At 63.0% G+C, this 19,234-nt stretch carries 15 protein-coding genes and 1 tRNA gene; 3 read left to right on the top strand and 13 right to left on the bottom strand.

Features of this window, described 5'->3' with window-relative positions; all coding sequences use genetic code 11:
• Window positions 1-20: 20 nt before the first annotated feature.
• Window positions 21-2,027, top strand: a complete 2,007-nt coding sequence (locus EPO61_14820; protein ID TAJ07231.1) for a glycoside hydrolase family 15 protein — start codon at window positions 21-23, stop codon at window positions 2,025-2,027.
• A gap of 20 nt (window positions 2,028-2,047) precedes the next feature.
• On the top strand, window positions 2,048-2,767 hold the full coding sequence (locus EPO61_14815) for an ROK family protein (protein TAJ07230.1): 720 nt from the start codon (window positions 2,048-2,050) through the stop codon (window positions 2,765-2,767).
• 74 nt (window positions 2,768-2,841) lie between these two features.
• Here the strand turns inward: EPO61_14815 and EPO61_14810 are convergent, their stop codons facing one another.
• From EPO61_14810 to EPO61_14750, 13 genes are all read right to left on the bottom strand, one after another.
• Window positions 2,842-3,648, bottom strand: coding sequence for a hypothetical protein (locus EPO61_14810; protein ID TAJ07229.1), 807 nt, complete (start codon window positions 3,646-3,648; stop codon window positions 2,842-2,844).
• Window positions 3,649-3,752: 104 nt separating this feature from the next.
• A complete protein-coding gene (greA, locus tag EPO61_14805) occupies window positions 3,753-4,229 on the bottom strand; it encodes a transcription elongation factor GreA (protein TAJ07228.1) in 477 nt (158 codons plus the stop codon).
• Between the two features lie 85 nt (window positions 4,230-4,314).
• Entirely contained in the window at window positions 4,315-7,569 is a 3,255-nt protein-coding gene (gene carB / locus EPO61_14800) for a carbamoyl-phosphate synthase large subunit (GenBank protein ID TAJ07227.1), read from the bottom strand.
• Window positions 7,570-7,811: 242 nt separating this feature from the next.
• Window positions 7,812-8,804 carry a M48 family peptidase gene (locus tag EPO61_14795; protein ID TAJ07447.1) on the bottom strand — a complete coding sequence of 331 codons (993 nt, stop codon included), beginning with the start codon at window positions 8,802-8,804 and terminating at the stop codon, window positions 7,812-7,814.
• Window positions 8,805-8,824: 20 nt separating this feature from the next.
• Window positions 8,825-9,814, bottom strand: coding sequence for a signal peptide peptidase SppA (gene sppA / locus EPO61_14790; GenBank protein ID TAJ07226.1), 990 nt, complete (start codon window positions 9,812-9,814; stop codon window positions 8,825-8,827).
• A complete protein-coding gene (carA, locus tag EPO61_14785; protein TAJ07225.1) occupies window positions 9,807-10,994 on the bottom strand; it encodes a carbamoyl-phosphate synthase small subunit in 1,188 nt (395 codons plus the stop codon). The genes sppA and carA overlap by 8 nt, the downstream gene beginning before the upstream one ends.
• A complete protein-coding gene (locus EPO61_14780) occupies window positions 10,991-11,536 on the bottom strand; it encodes a DUF4149 domain-containing protein (GenBank protein TAJ07224.1) in 546 nt (181 codons plus the stop codon). Before EPO61_14780 ends, carA begins: the two co-directional genes overlap by 4 nt.
• A gap of 9 nt (window positions 11,537-11,545) precedes the next feature.
• A complete protein-coding gene (locus EPO61_14775) occupies window positions 11,546-12,835 on the bottom strand; it encodes a dihydroorotase (protein TAJ07223.1) in 1,290 nt (429 codons plus the stop codon).
• Between the two features lie 131 nt (window positions 12,836-12,966).
• Window positions 12,967-13,887 carry an aspartate carbamoyltransferase catalytic subunit gene (locus EPO61_14770; protein TAJ07222.1) on the bottom strand — a complete coding sequence of 307 codons (921 nt, stop codon included), beginning with the start codon at window positions 13,885-13,887 and terminating at the stop codon, window positions 12,967-12,969.
• Window positions 13,884-14,444 carry a bifunctional pyr operon transcriptional regulator/uracil phosphoribosyltransferase PyrR gene (gene pyrR / locus EPO61_14765; GenBank protein ID TAJ07221.1) on the bottom strand — a complete coding sequence of 187 codons (561 nt, stop codon included), beginning with the start codon at window positions 14,442-14,444 and terminating at the stop codon, window positions 13,884-13,886. Before pyrR ends, EPO61_14770 begins: the two co-directional genes overlap by 4 nt.
• Window positions 14,445-14,735: 291 nt before the next feature.
• The gene (locus tag EPO61_14760; GenBank protein ID TAJ07220.1) at window positions 14,736-15,665 is read right to left on the bottom strand and encodes an HDOD domain-containing protein; all 930 of its coding nucleotides are present in this window, start codon (window positions 15,663-15,665) and stop codon (window positions 14,736-14,738) included.
• A 51-nt stretch (window positions 15,666-15,716) separates the two neighbouring features.
• Window positions 15,717-17,510 carry a hypothetical protein gene (locus tag EPO61_14755; GenBank protein TAJ07219.1) on the bottom strand — a complete coding sequence of 598 codons (1,794 nt, stop codon included), beginning with the start codon at window positions 17,508-17,510 and terminating at the stop codon, window positions 15,717-15,719.
• Entirely contained in the window at window positions 17,511-18,860 is a 1,350-nt protein-coding gene (locus EPO61_14750; protein TAJ07218.1) for a glutamate-5-semialdehyde dehydrogenase, read from the bottom strand. It abuts the gene before it with no gap.
• A gap of 220 nt (window positions 18,861-19,080) precedes the next feature.
• On the opposite strand from EPO61_14750, the gene EPO61_14745 reads away from it, so the two are divergent.
• A tRNA-Phe gene (locus tag EPO61_14745) sits at window positions 19,081-19,156 on the top strand.
• The last annotated feature ends 78 nt before the right edge of the window (window positions 19,157-19,234 follow it).

Below are 19,234 nucleotides of genomic sequence, written 5' to 3'. Positions count from 1 at the left end.
GAAGGAAGGGAGTCAGACGCATGCCGCGCGATTTGCCCATCGGGAACGGCTCACTCCTCGTCAACTTCGACTGTACCTACCAGCTCCGTGATCTGTACTGGCCGCATGTGGGGCTGGAAAACCATACCAAGGGGCAGGTCTTCCGATTCGGCGTCTGGGTGGAGGGGCGGTTCAAATGGCTGGACGATCCCGGCTGGACGCGGCGACTCTGTTATCAGGAGGAGACGCTGGTGACCCAAGTCCAGTTGTCGCACCCTGAACTGGAACTCGAGCTGGTGTGCCATGATGCGGTGGACTTTCACGAAAACCTCTATGTGCGCCGGATCGACGTGAACAACCAGACGGACCGGGCGCGCGAGGTCCGGTTCTTCTTTCACCACGATCTGCATATCTCATCCCATGAAGTGGGCGACACGGCCTACTACGAGCCGGAGCGCCGATCGGTCTGTCACTACAAGGGGGCCCGATGGTTCCTGATCAACGGGGCGACGCCGGGCAAGCGGCCGGAAGATGCGGCCGATTCGGTGGCCGGCTGGCACATCGGCTTGCAGCAATGGGCCTGCGGGCATAAGGGCGTCAGCGGGCTGCAAGGCACGTGGCGGGATGCCGAGGATGGGGTTCTGTCCGGCAATCCGATCGCGCAGGGATCGGTGGACTCCACCGTGGCGGTGCACCTGACGCTTCCTCCCCAGACGATGCAGACCGCCTATTACTGGCTGGCGGTGGGCAATGACTTCGAAGAAGTGACGCGACTCAACCGCTCCGTCCGCCACCGAGGGCCCTGGCACTTTCTGAGCCGGACCGCGTCCTACTGGCATCTCTGGTTGGATGTGCACCGACCGGATTTCGGCGACCTGTCCGCCGAGATCAGCCGCCTCTACTTGGCGAGTCTGTTGATCCTGCGGACGCAGATCGACAATGGCGGTGCCATTATTGCGGCGAACGATTCCGATATCGCCTCCGCCGTGCGCGATACCTATTCCTATATGTGGCCCCGCGATGGCGCGTTGGTCGCCCATGCGATAAACCTGGCCGGCTACTTGCCCATTCCACAGGCCTTCTTCAATTTCTGCCGGGAGATTCTGAGCAAGGAAGGCTATCTGCTGCACAAGTACAACCCCGATGGCACCCTGGCCTCGAGTTGGCATCCCTGGGTGCGTGAAGGTCACAAGGATTTGCCGATTCAGGAGGACGAAACGGCGCTGGTCCTCTGGGCCCTCTGGAACCACTTCGAACGGTGGAAGGACGTCGAATACATCAAGCCGCTGTACCGGTCGCTGATCGTCCGGGCCGCCGATTTCATGGTCGGATACCGGGACAAGAAAACCGGGCTGCCCCTCCCCTCCTACGATCTCTGGGAAGAGCGCCGCGGAGTCCTGGCATTCACCACTGCGGCGGTCTGGGCCGGTTTGACGGCGGCCGCGAGCTTTGCGCAAGCCTTCGGAGAGATGAAACAAGGCGAGCAGTACCTGGCCGCTGCGGCTGAGATCAAGGCCGGTGTTGAAACGGTCCTCTATCGGCCGGAACGGGACCGGTTCATCCGGATGGCCAACCAGAAGCCCGATGGGACCTGGGAGTTCGACGAGACGCTGGACGCCTCCATGTTCGGACTCTGGTACTTCGGCATGTTTGGGCCGGATGATCCGCGCATCGTCCGCACGATGAAGGCGATCCGCGAACGACTGTGGATCAAGACCGGCGTCGGCGGCGTGGCCCGCTATGAAAACGACTACTACCACCAGCAGAGCCAGGATGTGGCCAATGTGCCCGGCAATCCCTGGTTCATCTGCACGCTCTGGCTGGCCCAGTGGACCATCGCGACGGCCACGAAACGGGGGGATCTGAAGCCGGCTGCCGACGTGCTGACTTGGTGCGTTGAGCATGGGCTGGCCTCCGGAGTCTTAGCGGAGCAAGTGCATCCCGAGACCCATGCCCCTCTGTCCGTGTCGCCCTTGACCTGGAGCCATGCCACCTTTGTGGCGACCGTGCAGGAATATCTGGCCAAGTGGCGGGCCCTCTCCAATTAGGATGCGTGCGGGAGTGAGCGATGGCGAAAGGCAAGGTTGAGCCGCCGGCTCAGATCAAGACGTTAGCGGTCGATATCGGCGGGAGCGGAATCAAGGCGCTGATCCTGGATGGGTCGGGCAAGCCTTTGACGACCAGGGGCCGCGTGGCGACTCCCAAGCCGGCCACGCCGAAGGCGGTGCTCGACGTGATTGCCGGCCTGGCCAAGGCAAAAGGGCCGTTTGACCGGGTGTCCGTCGGCTTTCCCGGCGTGGTTCGAAACGGTGTCACAGTGACCGCGCCCAATCTGGATCAGGCGTGGCAAGGCTACAAGTTGGCGGCTTCGCTGAAGCGCCTCCTTCGAAAGCCTGTCCGTGTCGCCAACGATGCCGATGTGCAAGGGTTCGGCGCCATTACGGGCCGCGGCGTCGAAGTGGTCATGACGCTGGGCACCGGCATGGGGTCGGCTCTCTTTGTGGACGGTCGCCTGGTTCCCAATCTCGAACTGGCGCACCATCCCTTCCGCAAGGGCATGACCTATGAGGAACAGCTTGGCAATATAGCGCTCAAGAAGGCGGGCAAGGACAAGTGGAACAGCCGGCTGGGCAAGGCCATCCAAGCGCTGGACGCTCTATTTAACTATGACGTTCTCTACATCGGTGGTGGCAATACCAAGCACATTGCCATTCCTCTCCCCTCCAATGTGAAGATTGTCCCGAACGTGGCTGGGCTCTTAGGCGGCATCTTTCTCTGGCGCGAGTAGGCTACTGAAAAAGCTCTCCAGCTTCGTTCTCAGTCGCTTGGCTGGACTCGCTGCGGATTCCGTGGAGGGTTCGCCTAGAACAACTCGATCTTCTCGCCGCGGGAACACTTAAGGGTGTCGGCGGCGCTGCCCTCCTTGACGAAGACTTCCACCTGCCCGTTGCTGTTGATCAGGGCTTTGGGATCGGCCTTGTCCCCGTCGGCGTAGCAGCCCACGAGCCCCTGGATTTCGGTGCCGGCGAGGCGGATCGTGACATCGGACGCGGATTTTCTGGCGACTCCTTGCAGTTCTTTGAGGTGCAGCGGGGTGATGTTCGAGATCAGGTTCCCGTAGCGATCCACGTACACGATCCGGCCGGTCAGCACCTTGTGGGCCACCGCCGGTTCCTCGATGGGCAACTTCACATAGTCCCGAATCAATCGCCCATAGGAACCGGGGGACTGGCCTCTGGTCAGCCAGGCGGCCGCCGGCGCGAACAGATCCCGCCCGTCGAAGGTGGCTCCTTCCGAATCCAGCCTGTATTGCTTGTTCTCGATTACGCGGACCTCCACCCCGGTTTCTTCCTCGAAGATGTAGCTGAGCAGCCCGTTGTCCGGCGCGATGAAAAAATAGCGGGAGGTCGTCACGAGCAGCGGGCGCCTGGCACTGCCGACGCCCGGGTCAACCACGGCGACGTGGATGGTCCCGTCCGGGAAGTATCGGTAGGAGGATTTGAGCAGATAAGCCGCCTCTTCGATCTGCTGCGGCGCGACCTCGTGGGAGAGATCCACGAGGCGGGCCTGGGAGTTGATGTTGAGGATCACCCCCTTCATGCTGGCCACGAAGTAATCGCGGGTGCCGAAGTCGGTCAGCAGCGTGATGACGGAAATGGCGGACGGCATGGTTGCTAGGCGTGAGTTGAACGGTCAACAAGTCTCAAAGTTGGCAAGTCCAAAGCCTGGATGCGACGTTCAGACTTTTTGACTTTACAGACTTTTCGACTCATTTAAAGTGTCTCGAACCGGATTTCGCAGACTTCGTACTCCACCACGCGGGCCGGGGTGGTGACTTCGACCAGGTCCCCGACTCGTTTTCCGATCAGAGCCTTGCCTACAGGCGATTGAACCGAAATCTTCCCGTCCTTGAGGTCGGCTTCGTCCTGCCCGACCAGGGTGTACTGCTTTTTCTGCTGGGACTCGCATTCGACGATCAGGACCGTGGCGCCGAAAACCACGGTCTCGCTCGAGAGTTTGGAGGTGTCGATGATCCGCGCATCCGCCAGCTTGTGATTGAGTTCGCCGATCCGTGCTTCAATGAATCCCTGCCGTTCCTTGGCGGCGTCGTACTCGGCGTTTTCGCTCAAGTCGCCGTGCGCGCGCGCCTCGGCGATCGCTTCGATGACCTTGGGTCGCTCCACCTTGTGCAACCGGTCCAGTTCCGCTTTCAGCGCGTCGTAGCCTTTCTTGGTGATCGGTGTCGGCATTGTTACCCCTTAATGGTGAATGCAAAATGTTGAATGATGAACGGGAAGTGGTTCGTCTGTTCGTTCATCATTCATCATTCATCGTTCAACATTCCCTGCGCGCATGGTATTCCTGGAGAGACCGAATCGTCAATGCCTTGCGGAGCGACGCGTCGATTCCCAAGGCGGCCGCCAGCGCGCCACGCATGGTCGTATAGTAAGGCAAGCCCTTTTGCAGCGCCTCGCGCCGGATCGAGGCGGAGTCGGCATGCGAGGCCTCGCTCCCGACCGTGTTGATGACGAGGCTGATTTCACCGTTCTTGATGTGGTCCACGATGTGCGGGCGCCCTTCGTTGACCTTGTTGACCGTCTGCACCTCGACCCCCTGGTTGCGCAGGTAGGCGGCGGTGCCGCTGGTGGCTTCGATCTTGAACCGGAGGCGCTGCAGGTGCCGCGCGACATCCAGAGCCGCCGGCTTGTCCTGATCCTTCACGCTCAGGAAGACCGTGCCGCCGCGCGGCAGGGCCACGCCGGCGCCGGCTTGAGACTTGGCAAAGGCCCAGCCGAAATCCCCGTCCACGCCCATCACTTCGCCGGTGGAGCGCATCTCCGGGCCGAGGAGCACGTCCACCCCGGCGAATTTCATGAAGGGGAAGACGGCCTCTTTCACCGCGACATGGGCCAAGGGCTTGGTTTCGGTGAAGCCGAGTTCGTCAAGCGTCTTGCCCATCATGACTTTCATGGCCAGCTTGGCCAGAGGGACGCCGATGGTTTTGCTGACGAAAGGCACAGTCCGCGAGCCGCGCGGGTTCACTTCGAGCACGAAGACTTTGCCGTCCCGGACGGCAAACTGGGCGTTCATCAAGCCGATGACGCCCAGTTCCATGGCCAATGCGGTGGTCTGTCGTCTGATTTCCTCCACGACGGAATGCCCCAGCGTATAGGGCGGAAGCGAGCAGGCCGAATCGCCCGAATGGACCCCCGCCTCTTCAATGTGTTCCATGATGCCGGCGACCACGACCCGTCGCCCGTCGGACAGGGCGTCCACGTCCACTTCGATCGCATCTTCCAAATACTTGTCGATGAGGACCGGATGATTCGGGGACGCGGTGACCGCCGAGGTCATGTAGCCCCTCAAGCCGGCCTCGTCGTAGACGATGCGCATCGCGCGGCCGCCCAGCACGTACGAGGGGCGGACCATCACGGGATAGGTAATGGCGGCGGCTCGCTGGATCGCTTCCTCCACGGAACGGGCGATCCCGCTGTCCGGCTGGCGGAGCTTGAGCTTCTCCAGTAAGTCGCGGAACCGTTCCCGGTCTTCCGCCCGGTCGATGGCGTCGGGGCTGGTGCCGAGAATCGTGACGCCGGCCTGCGCCAGCGGCAGAGCCAGCTTGAGCGGCGTCTGCCCGCCGAACTGGACGACCACGCCCAGCGGCTGCTCGACCCGGATGATGTTCAGCACATCCTCCTGCGTCAAGGGCTCGAAGTAGAGCCGGTCCGAGGTGTCGTAGTCGGTGCTCACGGTCTCCGGATTGCAGTTGACCATGATGGTCTCGTACCCCTCTTCGCGGAGGGCGAACGCGGCATGGACGCAGCAGTAATCGAACTCGATGCCCTGTCCGATCCGGTTCGGGCCGCCGCCTAGGATGACCACTTTCTTCCTCTGGGTCGGAGCCGCTTCGCATTCCCGTTCGTAGGTGGAATAGAGGTACGGCGTCTTGGCTTCGAATTCCGCGGCGCAGGTATCCACCCGCTTGTACGTGGCGCGGATCGCCTCGGTCTCGACCGGCGGATTGATGCGGCGCTCGCGGAGAGTCTTGCCGTCCAGTCCGTTCAGCTGACCGATTCGTTCGTCCGAGAAGCCAAGTTGCTTGGCCTCCCGCAGGAGATCGGCCGTCAAGGCTTCTCCGCGAAGCCGATCCTCGAACCGGACGATCTCGCGAATCTGCTCCAGGAACCAGGGGTCGATCTTGGTGCGTTGATACAGTTCCTCCGTCGGCAGTCCCAGCCGCATGGCGTCCGCCAGATGCCAGAGCCGGTCCGGGTGAGGGCTGCGCAGACGGTCGCGGACTTTGGTCGCCAATTCCTCCCGATTGGCCTTGGCCGGAACTCCCCGGTCCAGGCCCAGCAGGGAGACCAGACCGTAGCGGTCGATCTCCATCGAGCGGACGGCTTTCTGCAGGGCCTCTTTGAAGGTGCGCCCGATGGCCATGGCCTCCCCGACCGATTTCATCTGGGTGGTCAGGGTCGGGTCGGCGCCGGGAAATTTCTCGAAGGTGAAGCGCGGAATCTTCACGACGACGTAGTCGATGGTCGGCTCGAAGGAGGCTTTGGTCACGCGGGTGATGTCGTTGGTGATCTCATCGAGCGTGTAGCCGACCGCCAGTTTCGCCGCGATCTTGGCGATCGGAAAGCCGGTGGCCTTGGAGGCCAGGGCCGAGCTGCGGGAGACGCGCGGGTTCATTTCGATGACCACCATCTCGCCCGTGTCCGGGTGCAGCCCGAATTGAATGTTGGAGCCGCCCGTATCCACGCCGATCTCGCGGATGATCCGGACGGCCGCGTCCCGCAGGGCTTGGTATTCCTTGTCGGTCAAGGTCATGGCCGGGGCCACGGTGATGCTGTCGCCGGTGTGGATGCCCATCGGGTCGAAATTCTCGATCGGGCAGACGATCACGACATTGTCTTTGAGGTCCCGCATCACCTCCAGTTCGAATTCCTTCCAGCCGATCACGGACTGTTCGATCAGAATTTCCCCGACCGGGCTGGCCTGCAGACCCCATTCGACGCAGTGACGGAACTCTTCGATGTTGTAGGCGATGTTCCCGCCGGTCCCGCCCATCGTGAAGGACGGCCGCACGATGGTGGGAAACCCGATCCGGTCGAGTTCGCGTTCGGCGTCGAGCAGCGTCCGCGCGACGGCGCTCTCCGGGGTCTTCAGCCCGATCTTCCACATGGCCTGCCGGAAGGCTTCGCGGTCCTCCGCCTTGTGAATCGCCTCGGCCGACGCGCCGATGAGCTGGACTCCGTACTTGGCCAGCGTGCCGCGCTTGGCCAGGCCGATCGCGGTGTTCAGGGCCGTCTGGCCGCCCATTGTCGGGAGCAGGGCGTCCGGCCGTTCCCGTTCGATCACCTGCTCCACCACGTCCAGTGTGATGGGCTCCACGTAGGTCCGGTCGGCCAGCTCCGGATCGGTCATGATCGTGGCCGGATTGCTGTTGATCAGCACCACCCGGTAGCCTTCTTCCTTGAGGGCCTTGCAGGCCTGGGTGCCGGAATAGTCAAATTCGCAGGCCTGCCCGATGACGATGGGGCCGGAGCCGATCAGGAGAATGGTCTTGATGTCGGTGCGTTTAGGCATTACCAGGCCGTTAAAAAGTCCGCCAGCTTTGTTCTCGCCTCGTTCGGAGGCTCACCGTACGGGAGAGCGAGCGGCAAAGTACCTCTCCGCTCGCATATGATCGAAGCGAGCGGTTCAAGCGAAGCTCGGTATGTACCTCCTCGCCCCTCTCGCTCACTGCGGCCGCACTGGACGGCCTTTTTGAACAGCCTGCGAAGTTGGCGGAGATTATTGAGGAGAATTGTTTTATGGCGCTATTCATCTCATCCCGGCATCGGCCCGATTTGCGGTTTGTAAATCGGTTTCGGAGCGGGGATATCCTGAACCGGTTCGGACCCGCCAGGCGGCTGGTAGAAGCGCATGGCGTCCGGCATCCAGGCTTCGATCTGGCCGATACGAGTGGCGTCCGACGGGTGGGTCGACAGAAACTCCGGGATCGCGTTTTGCGTGCGGAAGCAGAGCTTGCCGATCATCTGTCTAGGGCAGCCGCTCATCCGTTCCCAGAAGGGCACCGCGGCTCTTGGATCGTAGCCAGCTTGGGCCATCAGGCGGAGCCCGATAAAATCCGCTTCCGATTCCTGCTTGCGATTGAAGGGCAAGGACACGCCGACGCCGTAGGCGCTCTGCAGGCCTTGCATGGCGGCGGGGTTGATGGCTCCGGTCGCCGAGGCCGCCATGGTGCCGACCTGCGCGATTTGTTCGAGGATGCCGCGGCTCATTCGCTCCGCGCCGTGACGTTGCAGCGCATGCGCGACCTCGTGTCCCATGACGGTGGCCAGTCCGTCGTCGTCGCGCGTCAACCGGAGGATGCCCGTGAAGACGGCGACTTTGCCGCCCGGCAAGGCAAAGGCGTTGATCGTGCGATCGTCCTGGATCACGGCGAACTCCCACTGGTACTCCGGCTTCCGCGCCGCTTCGGCGATCCGCTGCCCCACCCGGTGGACCATCTCGTTGATCTCGGGGTTTTCATTGAGCCGAGTTCCCCGCAAGACCCCGCGGAATGCCTGGACGCCCATTTCCATCTCGCGCTCCTCGGAGATGAAGATGAGCTGATCGCGGGCGGTGCCCGGCGCGCGGACGCAGCCGGTCAGGGATTCGAACAGGCCGAATGCGGCGCCGGCGCCCAGGGCCGTCCAGAGGCCGAGCGCGCCGCGCGCGCCCAGGCACAAGGCCGCGCGCCGTCCGATCGGCGTAGCCGCCAGCCGATCCCAGGTGTCGGTGTGAGGCGAGGCCCCTGTCTGTCGTTCCGCGTTCATCATTCAGCGTTGTTGGGCCGTCACGGCATCCAGAGATACATGAACTGGGGCGTGCCGCCGCGCACCAGTCCCATCAGGTCGAAGCTCGACAAGGGGCTCCAGCCGGCGCTCCCGCTTGTGCCCATGAATTTCGCATAAATGTTGGGGCGGTATTCGCCGGCCCGGCGGTAGACCACCACTTTGGCCTCGGTCACGCCGGCTTGTTGCTTGGCCAGATCCACGGCGTCATCCAGATAGCCGATGCCGTCGACCAGCCCGGCCGCTTTGGCCTGGTCCCCCGAGTAGATGCGCCCGTCGGCCAGCTTGCGGATCTGTTCGGCGGACAGATTCGGCCGGCCCTCCTTCACGACGGTCAGGAACCGTTCGTAGAAGGAATCGATCACCGATTGGAAGATCGCCCGCTCCTCGGCCGTCATGGTCCTGAAGGGAGAGCCCATGTCTTTTTTCGGACCGGACGTCACGGCCCTGGCTTCCAGGCCGATTTTGTCCAGCAGCCCGTGCGCGTCCATGGTCAGCATGATCACGCCGATGCTTCCGGTGACGGTCGAGGGATGGACCATGATCTTGTCCGCCGCCGCCGCCACGTAATAGCCCCCCGAGGCGCCGACGTCCATGATCGAGGCGATGATCGGGACCTTGCGCTTCTCGCGGAAGACTTTCAGCTCATGGTACATGATGTCCGACGCCGTGACAGTGCCGCCCGGGCTGTTGATGCGCAACACGATCGCGCTGACCGCCTGGTCCTCGCTCGCGCGAGTCAGTTCTTCTTTCAGGCGGGCGACCAGGTTGGGCTGCTCCACGAGCCCGCCGCTCTCCTGGGAGCTGATCAGGCCGGAGAGTTCGATGAGGAGCACCTTGGCCTTGCCGCTCCCGCTCAACTCTTCTTCCTTCAGCGGTCCGGCTCCGGGGAGCAGGTTGATCGTGATGCAGCCAGACAGCAACAGCAGGGCCGCGGCGATGGCCAGGCTATGCGCCGCTCTTACGCGACTGGTCGTGATTCCCTCAGGCATGGTGTGTCTCCATCATCTGGGCGAATTGACGAAATAAATAGGCCGAGTCGTGCGGTCCTGGCGAGGCTTCCGGATGGTACTGCAAGGACAGGACCGGATGGTCCAGACAGGCCAGTCCCTCGACCGAGCCGTCGTTCAAGCTCAGGTGGCTGACGGCCACCCGCCCGAACTTTGTGTCCACGGTCGCCTGGGGTGCGGTCGGATCGAACGGTTTGGGCAGCTGCACCGCGAAGTTATGGTTCTGGGCGGTGATCTCGACTTTCTTGGTGCGCAGGTCCATCACCGGGTGGTTGCCGGCGTGGTGGCCGAAGGTCAGCTTGTAGGTCTTGAGCCCCAGCGCCAGCCCCAGAATCTGATGGCCCAGGCAGATGCACAAGAGCGGCCGCCAACCGATCAACTGCCGGAGCGTTTCCACCGCATAAGGCAGGGCCTCCGGGTCGCCGGGTCCGTTGGAGAACATGATCCCGTCCGGACGCATCGCCTTCACGGCCTCGGCCTTGGTCGAGGCCGGCACGACGGTGACGGCACAGCCGACATCCACGAGCCGGCGGAGAATGTTCTGCTTGACGCCGAAGTCGTAGACGACCACCCGGAAGGGCCGCTGCCCCGCCCTGCCTGGCCGGCCAGGCGCGTCGTGCGCCGCGATGTCCGGCGGCCAGGCGCCGGAGCCTTCCGTCCATTCGTAGGGCGCGGCGCAGGTGACGGTAGCGGCCAGGTCTCGGCCGATGATCGTGGGGGCGGTCCGCGCCTTTTCGGTTGCCCGCTTGGGGTCGAGATCCAGGTGCGAGATCACGGCCTGCTGGCAGCCCCGGTCCCGCAAGTGCCGGGTGAGAGCCCGGGTGTCCAGTCCCTCGATGCCGACGATGCGCGATTCCGTCAGATACTCGCTCAACCCCAGTTCTGCGCGCCAGTTGCTCGGCCTGCGGCTGGACTCTTTGACCACGAACCCATCGGCCCAGGTGCGGCGGGACTCGACGTCCGATGTGTTCACGCCGTAGTTGCCGATATGGGGGCAGGTCATCGTGACGATCTGGCCCTTGTAGGAAGGGTCGGTCAGGATTTCCTGATACCCGGTCATGGACGTATTGAACACCAGCTCGCCGACGGTTTCACCGGGAAAGCCGAGCGCGCGGCCCTCGAAGACCGTCCCATCTGCCAGAGCCAGGATTGCTTTCTTCATGTCGCTGCCTGCTGTGCGTTGGTCCAACGGGCGGCTTTCACCGCCAGTAACGCAATGCCGAGCCCCAGATTTACCACATATAATGCGCGCACGATCATGTGGGTCCGAAAGAAAGCGTCGTAGGCCGCTTTCTTGGCCGCCTCCCCTTGTGCCGCAAAGGCCTGCTCCTGGAGCATGACGGACGAGGGGCCCAGCACCAGGATGATCAGCCCCGCGATCAGGATCATCACGGTCAAAAGCAGTCCTTCCGTTCGCTGCACCTGACCGGCCGACGGTTCGTCCACCGATGCGTGCTGGCTCTGCCGGACCCGCCAGCCGGTCGTGCCGGCCAAGACCACGATGGCTGCGGTGGTCAGCCGATTATACCCGTCGAAGACCCTGGTGAGGAAGCGCCCGCCCGGCTCCATCCCGAAGGAGTTGAAGACGGCCGGAATGACCGCGCCGACGATCGCGACCAAGCCCCCCACCCAGACCGCCAGCGCCACCAGCTCCAGCGTGCGACAGACGACCAGCCCTCGTCCTGGCTCTCTTGCCGTCACGATGCAGAGCCGTTAGGCAAACTCGTACACCATCCGTCCGGCCACGAAGGTCCGGAGCACGCGCCCCTTGACCTTCCAGCCGGCAAAGGGCGTGTTCTTGCTCCTGGAACGGAACCGGGCCGGGTCTACTTCCCAGCTCTGTTGTTGGTCCACGATCACCAGGTCCGCATCCGCGCCGGGCGCCAGGCCGCCTTTGGCGAGGCTGAAGGCCTTGGCCGGCTCGGTGGTCAGTTTGGCCACCGCCTGTTCCAACGACAAGATGCCTTCTTCCACCAGGGCGAGGGTGAGCGGGAGCGCGGTCTCCAGGCCGACGATGCCGAAGGGCGCATCCGAGAACTCGCGCTGCTTGTCCTGGACCGCATGGGGCGCATGGTCCGTGGCGATCACGTCGATGGTGCCGTCCGCCAGCCCCTCCTTGATGGCCTGCACGTCCTGCCAGGCGCGGAGCGGCGGGTTCATCTTGGCCAACGTGTTGAACCCCCGGACGGCCTCCTCGGTCAGGGAAAAGTGATGGGGGCAGGCTTCGGCCGTGACACGGATGCCCCGGGCCTTGGCCTCGCGCACCATCCGTACCGACCCGGCCGTGCTGACGTGGGCCAGGTGCAGCCGGGCGCCGGTCAGTTCGGCCAGCGCAATGTTGCGCGCGACCATGACGTCTTCCGCCGCGGCGGGGATGCCGGCGAGGCCCAGTTCAGTGGACACCAGCCCTTCGTTCATGCAGCCGCCTTCGGAGAGGTGCAGGTCTTCGCAATGGTCGATCACGGGCAGGTCGAAGGCCAGCGCATACTCCATGGCCCGGCGCATCACCATGCTGTTCATCACCGGCCGCCCGTCGTCCGAAATCGCCACGCAGCCGGCGCGCCGCAAGTCCCCGATCTCCGCCAGTTCCTTCCCTTCCGAACCCTTGGTAATGGCGCCGACGGGGAAGACGGAACAGTTGCCTGCGGCGCGGGCCTTTTCCAGGATGAATTCCGTGACGGACTGGCTGTCGTTGACGGGATTAGTATTGGGCATGCAGCAGACCGCCGTGAAGCCCCCGGCCACGGCCGAGGCGCCGCCGGTGGCGATCGTTTCCTTGTACTCGAAGCCGGGTTCACGGAAATGGACGTGGAGGTCCACGAAGCCGGGCAGGACCAGCTTGCCGGATGCGTCCACCGTGGTGACGGAGCCCTTGTCCCGGCCGGCGGAGGCCAGGAGGTTCTGGCCGACGGCGGCGACCTTGCCGTTTTCGATCAGGACCTCGGCGGGGCCGTTGAGCCGGCCCGGATCGATGACCCGTCCGCCTTTGATCAGAATAGTCATCGGTTGTGCTCCGTCCGAAAGTCTATCAAGTTGAAAAGTCTCGAAAGTCTGAAGATCGTACAGTCAGGATGCCAAAAGTTACGCGTTCGGCTTGAAGGACTTTTCAACTTTTTGACTTTTCGACTCATCGCTTAATTGGCTCCTGCCAGAAGATAGAGGACCGCCATGCGGACGGCCACCCCGTTGGTGACTTGATCCAGAATGACGGACGAGAAGCTGTCCGCCACCTCCGGCGCGATCTCCACGCCTCGGTTGATGGGGCCCGGGTGCATGATCAGCGCGCCGGCATTGGCGAGTTTGACCCGTTCCGCGGTCAAGCCGTAGAGACGGGAGTATTCGCGGATCGTCGGAAACAGCGCCCGTCCCTGCCGTTCCAGTTGCAGCCGCAGCATCATGATCACGTCCACGCCCCGCAAGGCTTCGTCCATGTGGTGGTAGACCTTGGCGCCCAGCCGGTCGAGGCAGGCCGGAATCATGGTAGGCGGGCCCACGGCCCGGACTTCCGCCCCCATCTTGGTGAGGGCATAGATGTTCGACCGGGCCACGCGGCTGTGCGCGATGTCCCCGACGATGGCGACCGTGAGCCCTTTGAACGTCGGGTGCTTCTCGCGCATCGTAAACAGATCCAGCAGGGCCTGGGTCGGGTGTTCGTGCCACCCATCCCCGGCGTTGATGACCGAGGACTTCACTCCCCGGGCCAGGGTTTCTGCGGCGCCGGCGGCCTGGTGGCGTAGCACGATGATGTCGGCTTGCATGGCCTCGATATTGCGCGCCGTGTCCAGGAGCGTCTCGCCTTTGACCACGCTGCTGGACGAGGGGGAGAAGTTGATGACGTCGGCGCTGAGCCGCTTGGCGGCCAACTCGAACGAGGTGCGGGTCCTCGTGCTGGGTTCGAAGAAGAAGTTCACCACCGTCTTGCCGCGGAGGGCCGGCACTTTCTTGATTTCGCGGCCGCTGACTTCCTTGAAGGAGTCGGCGGTCTCGAGGATCAGCATGATCTCGTCCGGCGACAGCGTCGCGATGCCGGTTAAATCTTTATGTTTGAGGCTCATGGCGCGCCTCCGTTGAGAATGACAACCCGATCCTCTTCGCCTTCTTCTTCAAGGAAGACGTGGACGTTTTCGTCCCGCGAGGTGGGGATGTTCTTGCCGATGTAGGTGGCCTTGATCGGCAATTGGCGGTGTCCCCGGTCCACCAACACGGCCAGTTGGATCTCGGCCGGCCGTCCCAGGTCGATGAGCCCGTCCATGGCGGCCCGGATCGTCCGCCCGGTGAACAACACATCGTCCACCAGCACGATCTTCAGGTCGGAGATATTGAACGGGATGGAGGTTTTGCGGAGGACCGGCTGGTCTTTCCGGAGCGCCAGGTCGTCCCGGTAGAGGGTGATATCCAGGTCGCCGATGGGGACGGTCCCGCCTTCGATGCTCTGAATCCGTTTAGCCAGCCGGTGGGCCAAATGGACGCCGCCGGTCCTGATCCCCACCAGGGCCAGCCCCTCGACCCCCTTGTTCCGCTCCAGAATCTCGTGGGCGATGCGCGTCATGGCCCGCGCCACCTCGTGCCCGTCCATGATGAGCTTTTCATGCTGCTTGTCGTTTTGAATCATGAGTGGTAGGTCGGAAAGTCTGAAAGTCCGAAGGTCTGAAAGTCGCAAACTTTATGACTTTCAGACTTTTGACTTTTTAACTGATGTGGGCACAAAAAAACCTTCCCGCCAGGCCATGGCAAGAAGGTTCGGTTGTCGGTGACGGCGCAGTGCAGGCCGTTTCGCATAGTCACGCTCCTTGCTCACCTCACTGGATGAGCGTTAAAGGCAGCTGCATCTTACGGGGTTGGATGCGGAGTGTCAAGAACCGACGTGAGTTCGACGGAGATCAGGGAGCGGACAGGGGGGGCGTCACCCCCCTGCCTTGCTCAAACTCTCGTCGCGGCAGAGGGCCTGCCAGAGGGGAAGCCGGTCGGCGAAGCCGCAATCGGTGAGATAGGTGAGGTCCATCGGATGGACGGGCTCCCCGATGGCCGATGCTTGCGTTTCTTCTTCCGTGGCGTTGGCGACGTGCACGGAGGCCAGGACGATTGAGCTCGGAGTCGGACAATGCGAGGGCTCATGATGGTAGGCCACGGTGTCGACGATTGTCTGGCTGAGGCTCCACTGGCCGAGCAGGAAGCCCCCCACCTCCGCATGCGTGGCGCCGAAGAGTCGGCGTTCCGCGTCCCATTCGGAGAGCCCTTGTTCCTGCATCAGCGCGAGCATCTCGGTGTATTGGTCGGGCAGGTTGCTGGCCAGGACCAGCGTGCCGACATCGTGAAGCATCCCTGCCGTGAAGGCATCTTCCGTCATCGCCTGTTCGACGGCTTCCTCTTTCGCGATGGCGCGCGCGTGGACTCCGGTGGTCATGCCATGCTGCCAGAGCACTTCCAATGAGAAGAATGGAATCTTGCTCTGGTCGAACTGGCTGAAGACCTTGCGGGAGAGCACCAAGGATTTGATCGTGTTCAAGCCCAGCAGGGTGACGGCCTGGCTGGGATTGGAGACTTTCCCCCGCAGTCCGTAGAAGGGCGAGTTTACGACCTGCAGGATTTTTGTCACCATCCCGACATCTTTAGCGATGATCCGGGCGGCTTTCTCAACGGACGCGTCGTCTGCCTGCAGGATGTTCATCAACTCGCGATAGAGGGACGGCAGACTGGGGAGCGTCTGCATGTCGCCAATCAGTTTGCGTAACGACGTGTTGGTCAGGAGATCGGACGTCTGGTTCATTGGGGGTCCCCTCTTTGTCCGGTCGTGCCGGGGCTGCGGGAATGAGTGCGGCTCTGGGTGCTTCATCGGTCGAACCGTGACAGAACTTGAAGGGGGCCGAAGTGGGTGCGCCGGGGGTTAGCGCTTGGTGGTGAGGTAGAGCAGCAGGCCTGGTTTGAGGCGGGCTGTCGGCAGGATTGTGCGGTGCATGGCGAAGGTCGGCAGTTGTTCGACGGGGGTCTGCTGAAGAATCGTGAGGCCGGCTGTGGCTAAGTGCCGCTGCGCGGCCGCCGGCCCGACGAAAAAGGCCAGCCCGCCCGGACGAAGGGCTGTTGCAATCCGGCGAGAGCCTTCCTGGAGCCGCTCCGGTCTGGCGAAGTCTGCAAAGGGAGTCCAAGTGAAGAGGATGTCATGAGCCTGCCGGTAGGCTTCCTCGCCCGCTCCAACGGCCGGAAGAAAGATAAAGTGCGGGAGTCGGTCCAGATGGTTGGTCTGGGCCAGCTGGTTCCAGAGGAACTGGGCCTGCTTCTGGGCAAAGGCCGGCCGGCGGTACAGGACGGTATGGGTGCGGGGGGCATCCAGCCTGAGGCAGGCGGTGAGGGCTGCATCGAATCCGTCAATCAACACAGTCGCGCTGCGGCCGACGCGCGCCGACAATTCCGGCACTTGCTCGATCAGGTCCTGCAGGTAATCGGCGACGAACGGCTGGCTTTCGAGTTCGCCGATTTCCCGGTCATCATCCGGATAGATGAGGACCGCCGAAAAGGCCTGGGCCGGCTCGACCGGTGGGAGCTGTCCCGCGAAGACCGACTGCCACCCCTCCCCTATCCTTGTGACTCCTTGAGACGGAGGTACGGTGTCTTTGATCGGGCCCCAGGTGGGGCTGAGCGGCACGCGTACGATTTCCTTAGGATGATGGAGCAGCAGCGTTCCGCCGGTGACCGTGACGCGCCGATCGCAGGGGGCGAACCCGTTCGGGGCCGGTTTGACGAAGGGCAACCCTGCCGGATCGTCGGCCTTCGTGACCTTCTGAACGGTCTCCCCTTTAATGGTGATGCAGAGCCGTCGGGCCTGATTGAAATAGCGTCTCGGTGGATCGGATGAAGGCAGCCAGAGCACTTCATGCGAACGGGACTGATCCATGAAGATCGGCAGCGGGTCGCCGCCGCGGGGCAGGTGCGGAGTGAAAAACCCGCTGAACAGCCGGTAGGCCGCGTCGGACGGATAGGTGGGAATGCCGCGATACCGGAGCGGCAGCGGTTGGGACTGGCCTTGGTTCTGGTCGTCGTAGAGTCCCCGGATGAGTTCGAAGGCGGCGGAGCCGGTTCCCGGCAGGAGCGACTGGAACAGCTCCACGACCGGCAGAAAGTCGATCCGGCTCCAATGCATTGCGCCCATGCAGGCCATGAACTTGGCCCGGGCGAAGGTTTCGTCTTCAAGAAGGTAGAAGGCGTCCTTCTTATGCCGGATGGTGGCGTGGCCGAGCTTGTCGATGACCAAGTCCTCGTCGCCGTAGAAGAATTTCACTTCCTCGAAGGGGACCTGCATCGCCTGGGCCGCCATCTGGCGGAGGTCGTCGGCGCATAACCGCCGCCACCCCGGTTTCTTGGACAGATCCAGTTGGGTCGAGTTGACGAGGCCTCCAGGCTTGAGCCCCACCCATTGGCCCCAATCCAACTTCAGACGGGCTCTCAAGAGTGTGGCGGGCCCGTCCGAAGTCGCGCTCCATTCACATTCATGTAAGGGATTGCCCTCAGGATCGGTGGCGAGAAAGCGCCGGTGATCCGGTCCGTAAAAGACCAGGTGGCCGCTCGAGTGGCGGACGACTCGACCGCCGGCTGCCGCGAAGTCCTTCGCAAAGGGGAGATTGGAGGGAAAGGTCAGACTGCCTGGTTGGGTCAGGATAGAGAGGATCTGAGGGTCGTCGGACATCTATTCTCGAACTTGTCCGCTTCCATACACGACGAATTTGGAGCAGGTCAGCTCTTCCAGCCCCATCGGGCCTCGGGCATGGATGCGGGTGGTGCTGATGCCGATCTCCGCGCCGAGCCCGAATTGATAGCCGTCGTTGAGCCTGGTCGAGGCGTTGATCATCACGGCGCTGGCATCCACCTCGCGAAGGAAGCGCAGCCCCCGTCCATAGTCGTTGGTGATGATGGCCTCTGTGTGGCGGGAGCCGTAGCGGGTGATATGCTCCATCGCTTCGTCCATGTTCTTGACTACCTTGACGGCCAGAATGAGGGCCAGGAATTCCTGGCCATAATCCTCGTCCGAAGCCGGCTTGGCGTCCGGGCTGATCTGGCAGGTCTTGGCGCAGCCGCGGACTTCGACCCCTGCCGCGCACAGCTCCTTGATGAAGTCGGGCAAGAATGCTTTGGCGACTTTCTCATGGACCAGCAGCGCTTCCATCGCGTTGCAGGTGGAGGGGCGTTGGACCTTGGCGTTGACGCAGACGGACTTGGCCATGGTCAGGTCCGCGTCCAAATCCACATAAGTATGGCAGATGCCCTTATCGTGCTTGATCACCGGGATGCGGGACTCCTCCGTCACGGTTTTCATCAGGGACTCCCCGCCCCGCGGGATGATCAGATCCACGAATTGATCCTGCTTGAGCAACTCCAGCGCCACCTCCCGGTCCGTCCGGTCCACGAGCGAGATGGCGCCGGCCGGCACCCCGGCCTGTTCCGCCGCCTCCACCAGCACGGCAGCGATGGCGCGGTTGGAGTGAATTGCTTCCGACCCGCCCCGCAGGATGCAGACGTTGCCGGACTTGAGGCAGAGCGCGGCCGAGTCGGCGGTGACGTTGGGACGCGATTCGTAGATGATGCCGATCACGCCGATCGGCACGCGCACGCGGCCGACCAGCATCCCGTTGGGCCGCTGCCACATCTTGAGCGACTCGCCGACCGGATCGGGCAGCTTGGCGACCTCCCGCAGGCCCTTGGCCATCTCGGCGATCCGTTGGGACGTGAGCCGGAGGCGGTCCGCGAAGGCCTTGTCCTTGCCCTTCTCGCCCTCCTCGAAGGCCTTCAGGTCGTTCTCGTTCGCGGCCAGGATCTCTTCTGTCTTGGCTTCGAGGCCGTCCGCCATGGCCAGCAGCGCCTGGTTCTTCACGGTGGTCGAGAGCGAGGCCAGCTTCCCGGCGGCGGACCGGGCCTGCTTCACCAAGTCTTCGATGTATTCCTGGTTCGTCTTGGGAGGAGCTTCGGGAACGAGGGCCTCGGGCGAGACCGGTTCAAGCGAAGCGTCCGACGCATCAGTGAGCGGAGCCTGTGTATCCATAAACGGGGCTGTCCTTACGGAGTCGGTGATGACCTGTGTGCTGGCTGACGTGGAATGAGAATACTCTGTCGTTGTTGAGGGCGTCAAGGTGATGGAGGTGGTCCCGTCATCGGCGCCACCCGCAGAGAGAGGAAAGGGAACAAGACGTGAAAATTTTAGCGAAAATGAGCGCGATGTCGGCTTGACAGTGAGAAAGGCCGCTTGTTATGGTGGCGCCCGTGCCGAGGTAGCTCAGTTGGTAGAGCACAGCCCTGAAAAGGCTGGTGTCGACAGTTCGATTCTGTCCCTCGGCACCATCCCTCGCTTGCGTGTACCGACGCGCTCGTGATGTGCGCGGCGGAGAACACCTCCAGTCAGTAGCGTTTCTCCTCAAA

The organism is Nitrospirota bacterium (assembly GCA_004296885.1).
Classification (GTDB): Bacteria; Nitrospirota; Nitrospiria; order Nitrospirales; family Nitrospiraceae; genus SYGV01.
This window is presented reverse-complemented; position numbering and strand designations above follow the sequence as displayed.